The organism is Citrobacter sp. RHBSTW-00887, assembly GCF_013728095.1.
Classification (GTDB): domain Bacteria; phylum Pseudomonadota; class Gammaproteobacteria; order Enterobacterales; family Enterobacteriaceae; genus Citrobacter; species Citrobacter braakii.
Map to the genome: position 1 here is coordinate 2,700,571 of NZ_CP056267.1, position 18,531 is coordinate 2,719,101.

Consider the following 18,531-nt stretch of genomic DNA (forward strand, 5'->3'; position numbering starts at 1 on the left):
TCATTGCCCGAAAAATTAGCGCAATTCAGCAGCGCTAAAATTCATCTTTTATAAAAAAAATTCACGCGCTTATCGCCGGTTTACGGCGTAAGCATCATTAACTGGCCTTGTTCATGACGATTTTTGCATCCCGCTACACTGCACTTCCTGTTTCTTTACTGCCTGTCTTCCTCTCGCCTTATGCCGTGGCAGAAAGTGAGATAAACGATCAAACGCTGATCGTTAGCGCGACACCACAGTCCGTTTCTGAACTGGACACCCCTGCCGCCGTCAGCGTCGTTGACGGAGAAGATATGCGTCTGGCAACGCCGCGAATTAACCTGTCTGAATCCCTGACCAGCGTCCCTGGGCTGCAGGTGCAAAATCGGCAGAACTACGCCCAGGATCTCCAGTTGTCGATTCGCGGATTTGGTTCGCGAACCACTTATGGCATCCGCGGCATTCGTTTGTATGTCGACGGGATCCCGGCAACCATGCCGGATGGGCAGGGTCAAACATCCAACATTGATATCAGCAGCGTACAAAATATTGAGGTTTTACGCGGCCCCTTCTCTGCTCTGTATGGCAATGCGTCTGGTGGAGTGATGAATGTCAGTACTGAAACGGGACATGAGCCGCCAACCATTGAAGCCAGCAGTTATTACGGCAGTTTTGGCAGTTGGCGCTACGGGTTAAAAGCAACGGGCGCACTGGGCGATGGCACACAGCGAGGGGATGTGGATTACACCGTTTCAACAACCCGGTTTACCACCCATGGTTATCGCGATCGCAGCAGCGCCCAAAAAAATCTGGCCAATGCCAAACTGGGCGTGCGCATGGACGATACGAGCAAACTAACCCTGATTTTCAATAGTGTAGAGAGTAAAGCTGACGATCCTGGTGGTCTTACCGAGTCGGAGTGGCAGGCCAATCCGCAGCAATCTCCCCGCGCTGAGCAATACAACACGCGAAAAACCATCAAGCAGACCCAGGCGGGGTTGCGCTATGAACGCCAGCTTAGCGCGAAGGATGATATCAGCATCATGACCTATGCGGGGGAGCGTGAAACCACTCAGTATCAGTCGATCCCGATGGCCCCGCAGTTAAAACCGTCTCATGCCGGAGGCGTTATTACCCTGCAACGTCATTATCAGGGGATAGACAACCGCTGGACTCACCGTGGCGAGCTGGGCATACCCGTGACCTTCACCACCGGTCTGAATTACGAAAACATGAGCGAAAACCGTAAAGGCTACAACAACTTTCGCCTTGATGATGGCGTGCCAGAATATGGTCAGAAAGGCGACTTACGACGTAACGAACGTAACCTGATGTGGAATGTCGATCCCTATCTGCAAACCCAGTGGCAATTAACGCAGAAACTCTCGCTGGATGCCGGGGTTCGCTACAGTTCGGTGTGGTTTGATTCTAACGATCGCTATATTACGCCCGGTAACGCAGATGACAGCGGTGACGCCAGCTATCACCAGTGGTTACCTGCTGGATCGTTAAAATACGCCATCACCGATGCCTGGAACGTCTACCTGGCCGCGGGACGCGGGTTCGAAACGCCCACCATCAACGAGTTGTCTTACCGCTCCGACGGCCAAAGTGGGATGAATTTTGACCTACAGCCTTCCACAAACGATACCGTGGAAATCGGCAGTAAAACGCGTATCGGCGATGGGCTGTTTACCGTAGCGCTATTCCAGACCGATACCGATGACGAGATCGTGGTTGACAGCAGTAGCGGCGGGCGGACAACCTACAAAAACGCTGGAAAAACCCGCCGTCAGGGAGGTGAGTTATCCTGGGACCAACGCTTTGCCGCAAGCTGGCGCGTAAAAGCTGCATGGACCTGGCTGGATGCAACCTACCGCAGCAACGTCTGTGGCGATCAAAACTGCAACGGCAACCGCCTGCCTGGCATTGCGCAAAACATGGGATTTGCTTCGCTGGGCTACGTGCCTGATGAAGGTTGGTATGCGGGAACTGATGTTCGTTATATGAGCAATATTATGGCCAATGATGAAAATACGGCGCAAGCCCCGTCCTATACCGTAGTGGGTTTAAATACCGGCTATAAATTTTATTACCGCAGTCTGATGATCGACTTGTTCGGTCGGGTGGATAATCTGTTTGATAAGTCCTACGTCGGTTCGGTGATAGTGAATGAGGCAAATGGTCGATATTACGAACCGGCGCCAGGACGAAACTATGGCGTAGGGATTAATCTGGCCTGGCGTTTTGAGTAACACTGGCGGGAATGACTCCCGCCATCCGTTTTACGCATCGTCTGCAAGACGAATCACCACTTTACCGAAGTTTTTGCCGGTCAGCAGGCCGATAAAGGTCTGCGGCGCATTTTCCAGACCGTCGGTGATTTGTTCGCGGTAATGGATTTTGCCCTCTTTAACCCAGCGCCCCATCTCCCGCTGAAACTCCTGAATGCGGTGACCATAATCCTGACCAATGATAAAGCCCTGCATCCGAATTCGCTTTTTCAGCAGCGTTGCCATCAGCAAAGGTAATCTATCGGGTCCGCCTGGAAGCGATGTGGCGTTGTAACCGCTGACCAGTCCGCACAGCGGAATGCGCGCAGAGGTATTGAGTAATGGCAGAACGGCGTCAAATACCTTGCCGCCGACGTTTTCGTAGTAAATATCGATCCCCTGCGGACAGGCTTTTGCCAGCTGTTGCGCAAAATCTTGTGCGTGGTGATCGAGGCAGACATCAAAGCCTAATACCTCGGTGGCATGTCGGCATTTCTCTGCCCCACCAGCAACCCCGATCACCCGGCAGCCTTTGAGCTTACCAATCTGCCCTACCGTTGCGCCAACCGGGCCGGTGGCGGCGGCCACAACCAGCGTTTCCCCCGCTTTTGGCTGACCGATATCCAGCAGCCCCATATAAGCAGTAAACCCTGGCATCCCCATCACTCCCAGCGCCCAGGAGGGATGTTCAGGATTATCGCCAAGCTTCACCAGCCCGTTACCGTCCGAGATGTCATAGTCCTGCCAGCCGCTGTAGCTCAGCACCCACTCGCCTGGCTGGTAATCAGGATGGTTGGAGGACACCACGCGACTCACGGTCCCGCCAACCATCACACCGCCAATCTCTACCGGCGGGGAGTAAGACGGCTCATCGCTCATGCGTCCTCGCATGTAGGGATCGAGGGAAAGAAAAATGGTGCGTAGCAAAACCTGGCCTTCACCCGGCGTTGCCACCTCATCGTCTTCAAGACGGAAGTTTTCCGGGACCGGCGCGCCATGCGGGCGGGAAGCCAGTACCCAGCGGCGATTGCGATTAGTCTGTTGACCCATGATGTGCTCCTCTGCTTTTGGCATGATTCCATCAATAGTAGCAGCCTGTGTCCGCCAGTTAGCTGACGACATGATTTAACCGCACAACCAGGTAAACGCAGGGTTGTGCGGTTTCATTGATAAACCGACAATCATTCGGCGGGCCAAGCTCCAGGCAATCGCCAGCCCGCATTTCATGACGCACGTCCCCTTCCACAAAGACCAATTCCCCCTGCTGTAGCCAGATAAGTTGTCTTGCCTGCACGTAGGAAGAGGCTGGCATCGGGATGTCGCTTCCGGCGGGCAATTCTATCTGCACCAGATCAATAGGCAGATCGCTGCGCGGTGAAACGTGGCGGCGCAGATAGTGGCTTTGCGGGTCGTGCCAGACCGGCTGATCAGCGAAGCGCAGCAGCTTGCCCTCCTGCATTTCGGCCCGCGCCATCAGCATAGACATGCTGATACCAAAGGCACCGGAGAGCCTGCCCAGCAGCGTGGCCGTTGGGCTGCTCTCACCGCGCTCTATTTTATGGATCATCGCCCGCGACACGCCTGCGCGTTCAGCGAGTTCCGTCAGAGACCAGCCGCGAGACTCCCGCTCAATGCGAATTCTTGCACCGATCCGTTGATTTATGCTGTCTTCAATAGTATTCATATTGTAATACTATAGTGAACAATCCCTGAGGTTCAACATGTCCATTCGATTTGCCAGCAAAGAAGATTGTGCCGCCATTGCAGAAATCTACAACCACGCGGTACTGCATACGGCGGCTATCTGGAACGATCAAACGGTCGATGCCGAAAACCGTATCTCATGGTACCAAGCCCGTCAGTTGATGGGCTATCCGGTGCTGGTGAGTGAAGAGAATGGCGTGATTACAGGGTACGCCTCCTTTGGCGACTGGCGTAACTTTGATGGATTCCGTCATACCGTTGAACATTCGGTATATGTCCATCCTGCTCATCAGGGTAAAGGCCTGGGACGAGCGCTGCTCAGCAGGTTAATAGAAGAAGCCCGCGCGTGCGGCAAGCATGTGATGGTTGCGGGCATTGAGTCTCAGAATCAGGCGTCGCTGCATCTGCACAGCACGCTGGGTTTTAAAACCACCGCGCAAATGCCACAGGTTGGCACTAAATTTGGGCGCTGGCTGGATCTGACTTTTATGCAGTTGCAGTTAGACGATCGTCGCGAACCGGATGCCAGCAGATGAACCAGACGCTAACCCTCTCCTTTCTGATTGCCGCAGGTATTGGTCTGGTGGTGCAAAATACCTTGATGGTACGCATCACGCAGACGTCCTCGACGATCCTCATCGCCATGTTACTTAACTCGCTGGTCGGGATCGTGCTGTTTGTCAGCATACTGTGGTTTAAGCAAGGTATGGCGGGGTTTGGGGAACTGGTTTCCAGCGTGCGCTGGTGGACGCTAATCCCTGGCTTGCTGGGATCGTTCTTTGTTTTTGCCAGCATCAGTGGATACCAAAATGTGGGTGCAGCAACCACTATCGCGGTGCTGGTGGCCAGCCAGTTAATCGGCGGACTGGTGCTGGATATTCTGCGCAGTCATGGCGTGCCGCTGCGGGCGTTGGTGGGGCCGGTCTGCGGCGCGGTGCTGCTGGTTGTTGGGGCCTGGCTGGTGGCGAGACGTTCGTTTTAATTGCGCTTATCCGGCCTGAACATGCAAGCCGGATAAGGTGTTACTTCGCCATCTGGCCACAACGAATTAAAGGATTGTGCCGCCTTTGGTCAACTGTTCGCGACGGGTTTCCATATCCTCTTTATGCTGACGGCCATGATGTGCGATAGCCGTACGCAAACGCTGTTGCTGGGTGTAACGTTCTTCCCGGCTCAGCACGACATCATCGCTGAGTTCAATCAGCAATTCATTCATATGCGTAATGACGCTCTCTTCAATGGCGGCATCAACACGTGCGCTGACCTCATCCAGATGCGACATAACCTCTCCTTAACTCATTAATTTAATTTTGCTTTTGAAAAATCGCTGCCCATCAGGCTAACGCTGTATCCGCTGACGTTGCTGCGCGTCGCGTAAAACGTTTTCCCGTTTGCCAACGCAATCCACGGAGCCTGCTGGTAGAAAATCTCTTGCGACTGCTGGTAAAGCGCGGCGCGTTCTTCCGGTTTACTCACCAGTTTCGCCTTTTGAACCAGCGAATTATACTCTTTATCGCACCAGCGCGCGGCGTTAGATCCGGTTTTAATGCTGTCACAACCCAGCAGTACATCGGCGAAGTTATCCGGATCGCCGTTGTCTGACATCCAACCGAACAACGCGGTGTCATGCTCACCTTTACGCATTCCGGAGAGGTATTCGCCCCACTCGTACGACACAATTTTCGCCTTCACGCCAACCTTCGCCCAGTCGCTTTGGATCATCTCGGCAATCCGTCGGGAGTTCGGGTTGTATGGGCGCTGAACCGGCATTGACCACAGCGTCGCTTCAAAGCCGTTTTCCAGTCCCGCCTGTTTCAGCAGATCTTTCGCTTTCTGCGGGTCGTAAGCGTAATCCTGCAGATCTTTATTGAACCCCAACATATTCGGCGGAATTGGCGATTTTGCCACCGTACCGGAACCTAAAAAGACGGCGTTAATAATGGCCTTTTTGTCTGTCGCGTAGTTAAGCGCCTGACGCACCAGCACGTTATCAAACGGTTTTTTCTCGGTATTAAACGCCAGATACCCGACGTTCAGCGCTTCAACCGAATGCAGCGTCAAATCTTTATTCTTCTTAATCTCGTCAAACTGTACGGGCGCAGGCGCCGGAATTATCTGACATTCATTGGTTTGCAGTTTCGCCAATCGGGTCTGTACGTTTGGCGTGATTGAGAAGATCAGGTGCTTCGTGGGGACGGCGCCGTCCCAGTAGTTGGGGTTGGCGAGATAGCGGATTTGCGAATCCTGCTTGTACTGCTGCAACACGTATGGCCCGGTGCCAATTGGCCAGTTATCGACGTTTTCCGGGGTGCCTTTTTTCAGCATCACGTCGGCATATTCCGCAGAGAGGATGGAGGCAAAATCCATTCCCCAGTCGGCAAGAAACGCGGCGTTAGGTTCATTAAGGATAAACTGAACATGATAATCATCGACCTTCTTCACTTCTTTAATCAGTTTATCCAGACCGACATCATTGAAGTATTCGTAGCTTCCCTGAGAAATTTTGTGGTATGGATGATCGGCATCTTTCTGTCGTAATACCGAGAAAACCACGTCATCAGCGTTGAAGTCGCGGGTTGGTTTGAAGAATTTATTACTGTTGAATTTCACGCCCTGACGCAGGGTAAAAGTGTAGGTCTTACCGTCCGGCGAAATCGTCCAGTCCGTTGCCAGAGACGGAACTGGGGTATTTTTTACCGGATCAAAATTGATGAGTCGGTTGTAGAGCACCTGTGAGCTGGCCACAAACGATGGACCGGAACTGGCGATTTGCGGGTTAAATGACTCTGGCGACGCTTCTGAGCAGTAAATGAGAGTGTCAGTATTAGCCGCGAACGCCGCGCCTGATGGTAAGACGGCGCTGAGCGCCAGCGCGAGTAACGTTTTCCTTGCAATCATGGTTATAAGCCTTCTTATTTTATTACTAACCGGGATATCAGAGCATAGCTGACAAAAACTGACCAATAACAAATCACTATCAGGTTATTCTAATCCGGTGTATTTCGCTGAATAATTCATCACCCTAAGCGAATTAATTTCCCTTAAGTCTTTTTCAAAACGTCAAGATTTTTCCCGGCACTCTATGCCATGAAAATTCGCCCCTTTTTGCCTCTCTTCCACCGTTTGCTCGTTTTTATAAAACGTAAAGTAGATACGTGAAGAAGTCTAAGGGGTAACAACGTGGCAAAAACTCTCTTGCGCAGCGGCAATTTGGATGACTATCAGGCCGTGGGCGGCGGTGGTCAGGCCGTGTTTGATTCAGCATTGCAAATTCGTGAAACGCTTCGCCTGCGTAAACAGCAGGCGATGGTGGATTGTCTGGCGATCCCACAGATTAACGACAACGGCGATCGCGTTGACTGGTATTCGCCGATTGAAGGGAAAGCCGTTGCATGGAAAGCCGCTGATGAAGAGGCCCGTTTTCGTGCGCTGCGCTATCTGGGGAGCACGCTGGAAAATGCGGCGGCGCTGAGCCGTAAAAGTCTGCAATCGGGTAAAACCTCCCTGCAACTGTTTGGCTCACTGCTGGAAAAAGCCATCCAGTTTCCTGGTGAGAATCACGTGTTTCTGGTTGAAGGTAAACCCGTTATTACGTTCTGGGGTTTCGTCAATCTGAATGAAAATCCTCGCGACGATGTGCTCGATTGCCTGCGCCTTTCCGATATTCCTCCGGTCGTCACCGTAGCGGAGCCTGAGCCGGAAGAAGAAATCACTGCCCAAATCACCTTCGCCGAGGCCGAGGCGCCTTTGTTGACTCCAGTCGTTGAGCTACCTAAACCGGCTGAACCTGAACATGAACCACAACCCCCGGTCGTTGTTAACGAACCTGAAGTCTCGCCGCCGCTCGCACAGAAGAAACCCGCACGCCGCCTGCCGCTGTGGAGCCTGCCCGTTACCGCGGTGATCATTGCAGCCATGGTTGGACCGCTGCTATGGAAGCAACAGACCACCCAGCCCGTACCCGCTGTTCCCCCAAGAGTCGTCGCTAAGGCAGATATGGCACCGCTGCCAGAACTAACATCTGCACTGCCGCTGCATCGGGCTGAAGTGGCTCCGGCTGCGAAAAAAGAAAAACCTGTCGAAGGACCGGTCGTGATCGCCGCGATTCCAAAAGATGCGCTGGTGATGGATGCCAACCAGATGAAGGCAGGAACGACGCGTTTTCTCAACGGTAACTGGCGCGTAATGGTTGATGTTAAAGATCCGGTTAGCGGTAAAGCGCCGTCGCTGCGCTATCAGATCCAGGCCAATAAAGGCACCGCGCGCGTGGTTCATGGCGACAATATTGTTTGTCGTGCCGAGATTTTCTCTGGTTTGCATCAGTCAGGTGAATTAATGATTAAGAGTCGCGGGAATGCCCGTTGTACGGACGGGTCACGTTATCCGATGCCGGAAATTACCTGTAAAGCGGGAACCAATGACGTCGCCGCCTGTACCGCACGTTATGACGATCACGCGGAAATCCCTCTGACGATCAAAAAGATAGGTGCCTGATTTTATGTTGGTGAATCTGTGTGACTACAAACAAAGCGTGACGCTCATCGCCAATAGCGGTGTGCAATTTCTGGATTTTGGCCTGACGCCGCAGGAATCTGCGCATCATGGCCGCTTTGTGCGCAAAACGGCAAACGGTCCCCTGCTGCGGCTGGATTTCGATCTGACAACCGGACGTTATACCTTACCAGGCAGCACCGGCGGTCAGCCCGAAGTGGTGAAGCCGGAAAGCACCCAGAAGCTGCATTATTCGCTGGACGTGCTCGACGGTGTCTGGCTGCCGCTGCCGTTCCTGCGCTTTAATCCGCCGCGTACGTTCGTTGAAGGCCCGGATAACTGGGCGCGCGTACAGGTGCGAAAGCTGGTGCAACCTGATAGCGCGGGCAACACCCACCGCGTCACCGTGGCGCTGGACAGCCAGCTCACTGAAAATGCCCCTGCGGCGTTAACCCCCAACGAAAATGACCTGCTGAACGGTACGCGATTTGCGCTGGCCTGGCATGACAACGAAATTGCCGATTTCCTCGACCAGACCTGGATTGACGGCTGGTTGCGCGAATCCTTTATGCATCATGTCACACAGCATGAAAACCGCTCAGAACAAGAGATCCAGCAGGCACTGCGTAACTTTGAATATCAGGCGCACTGGCTGAATGTGCTGACCCTGTTAGGCGAGCAGCTTTCCGTCCCGGAAGTGAAACTGGTCACGCATACCCTTAGCACGCCCGCCATTCCCGTTGATCTTATCCTGGATATCGGTAACACCCATACCTGTGGCGTCCTGATTGAAGATCACGGGGATGCCAATGACGGACTGCGCCAGACAGCCGAATTGCAGGTGCGTTCGTTAAGCGAGCCACAGTTTCTCAACGATCCGTTGTTCACCAGCCGACTGGAGTTTTCCGAAGCGCGTTTTGGTAAACAGCACTTTTCCGTGGAGAGCGGTCGTGATGATGCCTTTATCTGGCCGTCGATTGTCCGCGTTGGCGATGAAGCCCGAAAGCTGGCGATGCAGCGCATGGGCACTGAAGGCAGCAGTGGGATCTCCAGCCCGCGCCGTTATCTGTGGGACGAAACGCCGGTGTTGCATGACTGGCGCTTTAGCCAGATGAATGGCAAAACCCAGCGCGAACCACTGGCTACCGCCTTCCCGCTGATGAACCTGATGAACGATGACGGGCAACCGCTGTTCAGCCTGCCGCAGGATGATCGTCTGCCGGTATTCTCACCGCAATACAGCCGCAGTACGCTGATGACGCATATGTTGTGCGAAATACTGGCCCAGGCGCTGGGGCAAATTAACAGCGTGGCGACGCGTTTGCGCCTCGGATTCCCGGCATCTCCTCGTCAGTTGCGTACGCTGATCCTGACCCTGCCGTCGGCGATGCCTAAACAGGAGCGTGAGATTTTCCGCCTGCGCATGTTTGAAGCTATTGCGTTGGTCTGGAAAGCAATGGGCTGGCACCCGCAGGATGAAGACTTCACCACCCGTAAACAGCAGGAAAAGAGCGTGGTTCCCGTACCTGAGATCCAGATGGAATGGGATGAGGCCAGCTGCGGGCAACTGGTGTGGCTGTATAACGAAGCTATCTCTCACTACGATGGTCACACCGAGTCGTTCTTTAACGCCCTTGCCCGCCCGGACCGTCTGCCGGAGCCTGGTGAGACTAAAGGTCGTGCGCTGCGCGTGGCATCGATCGACATTGGCGGCGGGACAACGGATATGGCCGTCGTCCATTACCAGCTTGATGACGGCGTGGGTACAAACGTCAAAATTACCCCGCACCTGCTGTTCCGTGAAGGCTTTAAGGTTGCGGGCGATGACATGCTGCTGGACGTGATTCAGCGTTGCGTGTTGCCTGCGCTGCAAACCCGCCTGCAACAGGCTGGCGTGACCGACGCCGCCGCATTGCTGGCTACGCTATTTGGCGATTCCGGGCGCATCGACACCCAGGCGATTTTGCGTCAACAAACGGCGTTACAACTCTTTATGCCGCTCGGTCATGCGGTACTTTCTGCCTGGGAACAAAGTGATATTAACGATCCGGTAGCGGGTCTGCATGCCACCTTTGGCGAACTCCTGAGCCAGCAACCAACGCGCAACGTACTGAATTACATCCAGCAGGCTATCGATCATGCGTTACCTGCGGGATCGCCAGCGTTTGATGTGCTGAGCGTGCCGTTACAGGTGCAGTTCAGGCAGTTACAAGAAGCGTTACTGGCGGGCCAGTTTACCCTGACCTCCCCACTGCACGCGGTCTGTGAGGCCATTTCACACTATCGCTGCGATATTTTATTAGTGACCGGCAGACCCGCCTGTTTACCGGGCGTACAAGCGTTGATCCGCCATCTGCAGCCCGTTCCGGTTAATCGCATGATCTGGATGGATAACTACCGCGTACATGAGTGGTATCCGTTCAGCCAACAAGGGCGGATTGGTAACCCCAAATCCACCGCAGCAGTTGGTGCCATGTTGTGTAGCCTGGCGCTGGATCTACGCTTGCCGCGATTCAACTTTAAAGCTGCCGATATCGGCGCTTACTCGACCGTACGTTATCTCGGCGTGTTGGATAATACGGTCAATACGCTGCGCGATGAGAACATCTGGTATCACGATATCGATCTGGATAAGCCCGGCGCGAAACTGGATGCCCGCCTGCACTTCCCATTGCGCGGCAACGTTACGTTAGGTTTCCGTCAACTGGCCAACAGCCGTTGGCCTGCCACACCGCTGTATACGCTCAGCATAAATTCTGCCGAACTGGCAAAAACCATCGCCGGAGATGGCGTGTTGAATGTACGGCTGCAGCTACGCGGTGGTAGCAAAGAAAGCGGCCCGGAATTCTTCGTACTGAGCGATGCGTGGTTACAGGATGGCACTCCCGTTGCCGCCAATGCCTTAACGTTAAAACTGAATACGCTGGCAGACCGTCGCCATAGCGGGAGCCATTACTGGATTGATAGCGGGAGCGTGTACCTGAAATGAGTAAGATGTTAAACACCGCGCAGGCCACCATCGAGTGGGTAACTGATACCCGTCAGCGTGCGGCGCGTCTTGATGATGAAGCGGATGCCCTGTTGGCACAGCTCACCCTGGCCGCCGTTAATGAATCTGCGTTGAAGACGACCTTTTCATCGCGAGGATGCGTTGGGCTTTACGGACATTCGCAATCGGCAAAAGCGCACCTGCTCACAGCATTGTGCAGCAACGCCAATGGCAAAGTGAATATCGTTACCCCGGATCGCAGCTTTGATTACTTTTCACATATTAATCCTGGTCATGCGCCAACCAACATGGCGATCCGCTTTACGCGTGATGAAAATCCGCTCGATGGTGAATGGCCGTTGCGCCTGCGGCTACTCAGTGAAGCCGAACTGGTACAGCTATTTATTACCCAGTTCTGTGCGCTTGCGGACAACCGCCAGGTCGAGAAATCGATTATTGAGGCGCGCCTGGAAAAATGGCAAACGTTGCGCCAGCGTCATCCGGTGCCGGGCATTACCGCGCATGATGTCGCGGCAATTGGTCGTTTCTGGCGCGCCTGCGTACCGGCCAGACAACAGCAATTTGACGACGCGTTATGGCATCAGTTTGCCACGCTGCTACCCGCTCTGGATCTGACTACCCGGGCAAACGCTTGGGCGTTACTGTGGGGAGAACAACCAGAGTTGACGCAACAGTGGTTGGCGCTGGCGCATACGCTGCAACAAACCGGGAGCGCGCAAGAACTCGCGGCTCCGCTGAGCCTGCTGGTTGACCATTTTGGTTTACCTGCCGAGAGTTTCCTGACTCAGGTAGCATTGAACGGGAATGAGGCGCAAAGCGATGTGGTGGTTCATCCAATAGAAAATGATCAGTTGCTCAATGCGGTCAGCCTTTCTCAGGCTTCGCTGGCGCTGCTCACGCGCGAGCTGGTCCTGACGGTTGAAGACGCGGTACTGGAGAATGTCGATCTTCTGGATATTCCCCTCGCCCCGGATGTTCATCCCCATCCATTGTGGCAGGCCAAATTAGGCTGGATGCTGGAACATTATCGCCAGCATCTGCAACCGGATGTACTTTTAATCTGTAATGCGGTATCTACCCGCTCCCAGACGCCCGCCATCACCCGCAAGCTGCTGGGCTGGGTTAACGACACTCAGCCCGTACATGACGCCGCATTGCCGGGAGTGGTCTGGGCCATTACTCCGCAGGATGCGCGGTTTAGCACTCAGCAAAATCTTGATGAATCTGTGCAGCAATTAATGGGCAAGCCCGGACTGCACTGGGGCACGCTGCAGGCGCTGGATAAACACAGCTTACAACGTCTCGTCGAATGGCTGACTCAGGCAACCTCACCCCAGCAACGCCAGGCGAGATTGACCTCCCTGCGTGAGCAGCACCAGCAGCGCGTACGCGAAACCCTGATCGGCTGGATTAACCCCGTTGAAACCGAATCGGGTAGCAATGAGTCGGTGATCCGCCAGCTCCAGGCCCAGGCGGCAAAACATGGCGAACTCCTGGACGGTTTGCTCCCGCCGATGCGCCTCTTTGAGTCGCTGCTGCGTGTTCAGCAGCCGCGCGAGGAACAGGTGAGCGGATTATTTAATGAAGAGATTGACCTGTTTGCCGAGGTGCGTGACACACCGCACTCGCCGGAAAGCAAAGAGACCGGGTATCAGGCGCACAAAATGTGGGTTAACCACGTGCGGCAGTGGTGTCGCGATGAAAATAATGCGCGCCGTTTACGCCTTGAGCCGCGTACGCTAAGGCAGGTTGCCGATATCCTCGTCACCACCAGCTATCGGCTGGAGATGCCGCAACGCTTACAGCGCATTATGCAGCGAGAAAACGTCTGCGCCGCGCAGCTTCACGCCGATATTGGGGATTTTATTACCTGGCTTGGATTTGCCAGCGTGGCAGAGGAACAGCGTCCGGCCAGCAGGATCCAAAAAGGATCGGCTATTTTTAGTGCCCCGGCGCAACAACCGATGTTACGGTTGACGAAACTGGATGAACAACCTTCGCATGGCGCAAGCCGTTACGTTTACGACTGGCTGGTCGCTTTGTATACCCGCGCCAATGAAAACGTGGGATATCAGCATCCGCAGGATGTTTGCGCAGCCGACAAAAAACGATTAGATGCCCTGCTTTCCTCCTGAAACGGCGTTTACGCCGTCATCAGAAGAGAGAAAACATTAACGCGACGGGAAAACTCATCGGCCAGGTCGCCCCGACTAATACCGCGCTGAGAAAACGAATCCGCTTTTTATCGCGGGAAAGAAACCAGGTGATGATTGCCGTGATAGCGGCCATCACCGCATAAAAAACCAGCATTTTTTGGTACAGAGACATGTCAGGCATCCGGGCCGAAAGGTAAAATCGCGCGCAATATGCTCTTTTTCATGACCCACATCAAGTTTTATTAATTATTTTAAGAGAAACGCCGGTAAAACAAGCCGTTTTCATTATGTTCAGAATCCGTACTATTGCGGATAGTTATAACCCGTACTATACCCATAAGGGTTAAAACGAAAGGTGGCACAAATGAATGTTTCCAGTAAAACTGTGGTGCTGATAAATATATTTGCTGCTGTAGGACTTTTCAGTCTGATTTCCGCAAGGTTTGGCTGGTTTGCTTGATGTCGTTCTTCTTGATTAATTGCAGCGTCCGCTGGCAGAGAGGCTCTTCTCTCTGCCATTAGTACACGATTTTCCCACTCTCCTGCCACCCGGTAAATTATCCTTAGTATGTAATCCCCCTAATCCTTATGCGGCATTATATTGCCCGCAAAACGGCTCGGTGTTGTACCGGTATGCTGATGGAAAAAAGCGATAAAAGCACTGTCACTGACAAATTCCAGATATTGCGCCACCTGGCTGATCTGCCCCCCGTCAGCCAGCATCTCCATGGCTTTTAATAGTCTAAATTGCTGCCGCCAGCTCTGATAATTCATCCCGGTATCCCTGGTAAATATTCGACTGATCGTCCTCTCGCATGCCCCAACCCGTTGGGATAATTGATTTAGTCGTGGTGGCAACTCGCCCATACGTACTCCTTCAAGCCACACGTTCAGCCGTGGATCTGAGGGAAACTGCAATGTCCAGTTTTCACTGTGGGCGGCCCGCATTTCCTCACAGAAAACGGTGATAAGACTGGCCTGCTGCGCGGCAGGCATTTCCCATGGCCAGAAAGCCATACGTTCTATTACTTCAAAAAAGAGAGGATTAACGTCGACTATCTGCAGCGGTAACTTAGATAACGGCAATGTAGTTGAAAAATACAACGAACGATAAGCCATCACCCCGCGCATTATGGCGCGATGTACCGTACCAGCCGGGATCCAGACCGCGCGCCGTGGCGGTAGCAGACACAGGGCATGCTCCAGCTCAATCGTAATGCTTCCCGCTGCCGAAAAAAGTAGCTGATGACGAAGATGGCTATGCCGGCCGGAATCGTGTACGCCCATCTCGGAGGCAATCCCGATTACCGGTTTATCAAAGCTATCCGCATCGAAATCATCATCCGGAGCAATTTCCATTATCTGTCCGATAGTTGATATTTAAAGTCTTGATAATGGTAATGCGACACATCCCTTTCAGCAATAATGCCCGCCAGTTTTCTGTCTCTCTGGATATTGCTATGAACACTCTTCGCCGCCCGCCGCTGTGGCTTCTTACTTTGCTGATTATGTTTCCACAACTGGTGGAAACCATTTATAGCCCGGCATTGCCAGGAATCGCCACGTCTTATCACGTAAGCAGTGAGCGCGCGGCGCAAACACTCTCCGTTTATTTTATTGCCTTCGCCATCGGCGTGGCGATGTGGGGTTGGCTGAGCGACTGCATCGGTCGACGTTGGGCGATGCTGGCAGGACTTATCTGCTATGGGTCAGGTTGTGCCCTGGCCGTGGTTGCCACTGACTTCAGCGTTTTGCTGCTGGCGCGGATGATCTCAGCCATCGGCGCGGCTGCCGGGTCAGTGGTGGTACAGACCATGTTACGGGACACGTATGAATCAACTGCGCTATCCCGCGTCTTTTCCGTGATGGGCGCTGCGCTGGCATTGAGTCCCGTTTTCGGCCTGCTAAGCGGAGGTTGGCTGGTCAGCCTGTATGGTCATACCGGTGTATTTATTGCCCTTGTGCTGCTGGCGCTGCTACTGCTACTACTGACTGCGACCATGCTGCCAGAAACCCGGCCCGAAAATACGCTCAGACCCAGCCTTGCTGCACTGCTCTCCCGCATGATGCATGACCGCGAGCTGTGGAAAAATACCATGCTGGTTGCGCTGCTGAATACCATGCTCTTTAGCTATTACAGCCTGGCTCCGTTTCTTTTCGGGCAATTGGGATGGAGTTCCAGAGCCTTTGGCTGGACGGGGGGACTACTTGCGTTTGCTTCGCTGTCGGGCAGCCTGCTGAACCGGAGATTATTGACGACAGACCTGACGTCGGAACAGAGGGTACGTTATGCCTGTGCGCTGGCAGCAGCGTCAGGCCTCGCCGCGTGGTGGGTACAGCACTCCGCGTGGATTCTGATACCGGTTTTCGGCGCGGTGATTGCCTATGGCATCGCAATCCCTAATGTGCTGAGTCAGGCCCTACGCCACTATCGTGAACAGGCCGGGGCCGCCGGTGCATTATTCGGATTAAGCTATTACCTGTTGCTGGGAATGATGCTGGGGGTGGCAGGCATGGTGCAACAACTGGGGCTGGTTCTGAGCGTCTGTGCGCTACTCGCCTGGATTTGCAGCTTGCGCCGCGGATAACCGGATGACGTTCCTCCTGACATTAAGCTGTAATGGTTGCCAGTTAACGAGGATGAGTGGCTAATGAATCTGTTGCCTCCGGTGTATTGCTACGTTCACCTTGTGTTTGTCACTTCTCTGAGGCAATACGACCTGTGAACGTGTTAAGGGTACTATCGCCGTACCCTTAACAATCCCGGCTCCCGGCGGGAAAATTGCCGCTCCGCGGTTCCCTCCGTTTATTCCTCCAGGCTACCGGGCCGGGCGCGAGGTAGCGTCCCTGCAAAACGCGCCCTGAACCCGCATCCCTGCGGGTTCTCCCGGCCTTACGGAAACACGTCGGCAATTTTCAGCCGGACCAGCCCACACCTGACCACCTGCGTTTTTTATCTGAACAGCAAAACAGAGTTAACTGGAAGTCAGTGCGTTGCAGCGATGACCCCGGTCCGGCTGAAAATCGATGAGGCGTTGACGGCTGACCGGGTCTGCCCGCAGGGATGCGGGCAGAGGGGACGGCCTGCAGGGACGCAGGCCCGGCCCCGACCCGACAGGCAGACGGCATAAGACGAATGAATCGCGCAGCGACGATTTTCCCGCCGGGAGCCAGGGATGCAAGGGAGGCGGCGGTGAGCCTCTCTTGCACGTTCACGGGTGTCTGAGCCTCAGAGAATTGATATCGCTGAGGTGAACGGAACCCTGAGCCGAAATCACATGTTCGCCGTAATGCTTAATTGACAAGCATTACGACATTAAGCCGGGGCGTTGTTGTATCAATTAGCCTGACCTCGCGGATATTTCCAACTTACCGCCGTCCGATGGCGACGAGGCCAGTGGCGCGAATAATATAGACACACGTTTGCCAGTATTTAGCTATCCGTGCCGCATTTATTGCTCGCGCTTCAGATATTACTCATGCTTGATCATGACATGGCGAACAATCGTGTAATCTTCCAGCCCGTAAACCGACATATCCTTGCCATAACCAGACTGTTTTTGTCCGCCGTGCGGCATCTCGCTGACCAGCGTGAAGTGGGTATTGACCCAGGTGCAACCATACTGCAGGCGAGCGCTAAATCGATGCGCGCGCCCCACATCCCGAGTCCAGACGGAGGATGCCAGGCCGTATTTCGAATCGTTAGCCCACGCCAGTACCTGATCTTCATCCTCAAATACGGTGACGCTGACTACCGGACCGAAAACTTCCCGCTGCACGATAGCATCTTCCTGCTTCGCCCCGGCCAGCAGCGTCGGAGCAAAGTAGTAGCCTGCGCCGTCCACTTTTTTACCACCGGTGATGACTTTGATATGCCCCAGTGCTTTGGCTTCATCAACCGCTTTAGTAACGCGATCGAGGTGCGCCTGCGAGCTTACCGGCCCCAGCTCCGTCGATTCGTCATTCGGTGCACCGATTTTCAGGCTGGCAACCGCGGCACCAAGTTTCTCAACCAACGCGTCATAAATGCCTTTCTGGGCATAGATTCGACAAGCGGCGGTACAGTCTTGCCCGGCGTTGTAATACCCAAAGGTTCGCACGCCGCTCACCACCGCATCCAGATCGGCATCATCAAAAATGATGACCGGGGCTTTGCCGCCCAGCTCCATATGTGTGCGCTTAATCGAAGGCGCGGTGTGCTGGATAATGTGTTCACCGGTCGCAATGGAGCCGGTCAGGGAAACCATCCGGACTTTTTCATGACCGGTCAGCGGGTCACCCACCGTTTTGCCACGGCCAAACAACACGTTGATAACGCCAGGCGGATAAATATCTTTGGCAAATTCTGCCAGTTTAAGTGCCGTTAGCGGGGTAATTTCTGACGGTTTAATCACCACACAGTTACCCGCCGCCAGCGCCGGTGCCAGTTTCCACGCCGCCATCATCAGCGGGTAGTTCCACGGCGCGATAGAGGCCACCACGCCCAGCGGATCCCGCCGAATCATCGACGTATGCCCTTCCAGATACTCTCCGGCCGCCTGTCCTTGCAGGGTACGAGCTGCCCCGGCGAAGAAGCGGAAAACGTCGACGATTGCCGGAATTTCATCGTTAAGGACACAGTGCAGCGGCTTACCACAGTTAAGCGATTCCAGCTCAGCGAAGGTTTGCGCGTTATCGGCGATAGCATCCGCCAGTTTCAGCAGCAGTTCGGAACGGACTTTCGGTGTGGTTTGTCCCCAGGTGGCAAATGCGCTGTCTGCTGCACGTACCGCCGCATCAACCTGCCCGGCTGACGCCTCGGCAATCTCCAGAATGCGTTCTCCAGTGGCAGGGTTATAGACTGGCTGCTTTTCACCTTCACCGTTGACCAGCTCGCCATTAATCAGTAATTGATGTTGCATAGCAATTTCCCATATCG

At 54.1% G+C, this 18,531-nt stretch carries 15 protein-coding genes; 8 read left to right on the plus strand and 7 right to left on the minus strand.

Annotated features, from left to right (window positions below):
* Positions 1 to 113 precede the first annotated feature (113 nt).
* Entirely contained in the window at positions 114 to 2,234 is a 2,121-nt protein-coding gene (pqqU, locus tag HV314_RS12850; protein ID WP_181545752.1) for a TonB-dependent receptor PqqU, read from the plus strand.
* Between the two features lie 30 nt (positions 2,235 to 2,264).
* Here the strand turns inward: pqqU and HV314_RS12855 are convergent, their stop codons facing one another.
* Positions 2,265 to 3,302 (minus strand): NADP-dependent oxidoreductase, encoded by a 1,038-nt coding sequence (locus HV314_RS12855; RefSeq protein ID WP_016156570.1) that lies wholly within the window; start codon positions 3,300 to 3,302, stop codon positions 2,265 to 2,267.
* Positions 3,303 to 3,360: 58 nt separating this feature from the next.
* On the minus strand, positions 3,361 to 3,936 hold the full coding sequence (locus HV314_RS12860; protein WP_016153140.1) for a helix-turn-helix domain-containing protein: 576 nt from the start codon (positions 3,934 to 3,936) through the stop codon (positions 3,361 to 3,363).
* Positions 3,937 to 3,973: 37 nt separating this feature from the next.
* On the opposite strand from HV314_RS12860, the gene HV314_RS12865 reads away from it, so the two are divergent.
* Both HV314_RS12865 and HV314_RS12870 read left to right on the plus strand, forming a co-directional pair.
* Entirely contained in the window at positions 3,974 to 4,492 is a 519-nt protein-coding gene (locus HV314_RS12865; RefSeq protein ID WP_016156571.1) for a GNAT family N-acetyltransferase, read from the plus strand.
* A complete protein-coding gene (locus tag HV314_RS12870; protein WP_016156572.1) occupies positions 4,489 to 4,938 on the plus strand; it encodes a DMT family transporter in 450 nt (149 codons plus the stop codon). The genes HV314_RS12865 and HV314_RS12870 overlap by 4 nt, the downstream gene beginning before the upstream one ends.
* 66 nt (positions 4,939 to 5,004) lie before the next feature.
* Here the strand turns inward: HV314_RS12870 and HV314_RS12875 are convergent, their stop codons facing one another.
* Together HV314_RS12875 and HV314_RS12880 are read right to left on the minus strand one after the other, a co-directional pair.
* Positions 5,005 to 5,238 (minus strand): YdcY family protein, encoded by a 234-nt coding sequence (locus HV314_RS12875; RefSeq protein ID WP_016153143.1) that lies wholly within the window; start codon positions 5,236 to 5,238, stop codon positions 5,005 to 5,007.
* A 17-nt stretch (positions 5,239 to 5,255) separates the two neighbouring features.
* Entirely contained in the window at positions 5,256 to 6,854 is a 1,599-nt protein-coding gene (locus tag HV314_RS12880; protein ID WP_016156573.1) for an ABC transporter substrate-binding protein, read from the minus strand.
* 282 nt (positions 6,855 to 7,136) lie between these two features.
* On the opposite strand from HV314_RS12880, the gene HV314_RS12885 reads away from it, so the two are divergent.
* The 3 genes from HV314_RS12885 to HV314_RS12895 are packed head-to-tail and all read left to right on the plus strand — an operon-like array spanning position 7,137 to position 13,592.
* Positions 7,137 to 8,450, plus strand: a complete 1,314-nt coding sequence (locus HV314_RS12885; RefSeq protein ID WP_181545754.1) for an SrfA family protein — start codon at positions 7,137 to 7,139, stop codon at positions 8,448 to 8,450.
* A gap of 4 nt (positions 8,451 to 8,454) precedes the next feature.
* Positions 8,455 to 11,436 (plus strand): virulence factor SrfB, encoded by a 2,982-nt coding sequence (locus HV314_RS12890; RefSeq protein ID WP_181545756.1) that lies wholly within the window; start codon positions 8,455 to 8,457, stop codon positions 11,434 to 11,436.
* Positions 11,433 to 13,592 (plus strand): virulence factor SrfC family protein, encoded by a 2,160-nt coding sequence (locus tag HV314_RS12895; RefSeq protein ID WP_181545758.1) that lies wholly within the window; start codon positions 11,433 to 11,435, stop codon positions 13,590 to 13,592. The genes HV314_RS12890 and HV314_RS12895 overlap by 4 nt, the downstream gene beginning before the upstream one ends.
* 19 nt (positions 13,593 to 13,611) lie before the next feature.
* Here the strand turns inward: HV314_RS12895 and HV314_RS12900 are convergent, their stop codons facing one another.
* Positions 13,612 to 13,785: a GhoT/OrtT family toxin gene (locus HV314_RS12900; protein ID WP_016153148.1), complete on the minus strand. Its 174-nt coding sequence runs from the start codon at positions 13,783 to 13,785 to the stop codon at positions 13,612 to 13,614.
* A gap of 192 nt (positions 13,786 to 13,977) precedes the next feature.
* On the opposite strand from HV314_RS12900, the gene yncL reads away from it, so the two are divergent.
* The gene (gene yncL, locus HV314_RS12905; RefSeq protein ID WP_071524268.1) at positions 13,978 to 14,073 is read left to right on the plus strand and encodes a stress response membrane protein YncL; all 96 of its coding nucleotides are present in this window, start codon (positions 13,978 to 13,980) and stop codon (positions 14,071 to 14,073) included.
* A 119-nt stretch (positions 14,074 to 14,192) separates the two neighbouring features.
* Here yncL and HV314_RS12910 read toward each other — a convergent pair whose 3' ends face one another.
* The gene (locus HV314_RS12910; RefSeq protein WP_151222648.1) at positions 14,193 to 14,972 is read right to left on the minus strand and encodes an AraC family transcriptional regulator; all 780 of its coding nucleotides are present in this window, start codon (positions 14,970 to 14,972) and stop codon (positions 14,193 to 14,195) included.
* Positions 14,973 to 15,073: 101 nt separating this feature from the next.
* On the opposite strand from HV314_RS12910, the gene HV314_RS12915 reads away from it, so the two are divergent.
* Complete coding sequence (locus HV314_RS12915) at positions 15,074 to 16,201, plus strand: multidrug effflux MFS transporter (protein ID WP_181545760.1); 1,128 nt, start codon at positions 15,074 to 15,076, stop codon at positions 16,199 to 16,201.
* A gap of 885 nt (positions 16,202 to 17,086) precedes the next feature.
* Here the strand turns inward: HV314_RS12915 and patD are convergent.
* The gene (gene patD, locus HV314_RS12920; protein WP_016156580.1) at positions 17,087 to 18,514 is read right to left on the minus strand and encodes an aminobutyraldehyde dehydrogenase; all 1,428 of its coding nucleotides are present in this window, start codon (positions 18,512 to 18,514) and stop codon (positions 17,087 to 17,089) included.
* Between the last annotated feature and the right edge of the window lie 17 nt (positions 18,515 to 18,531).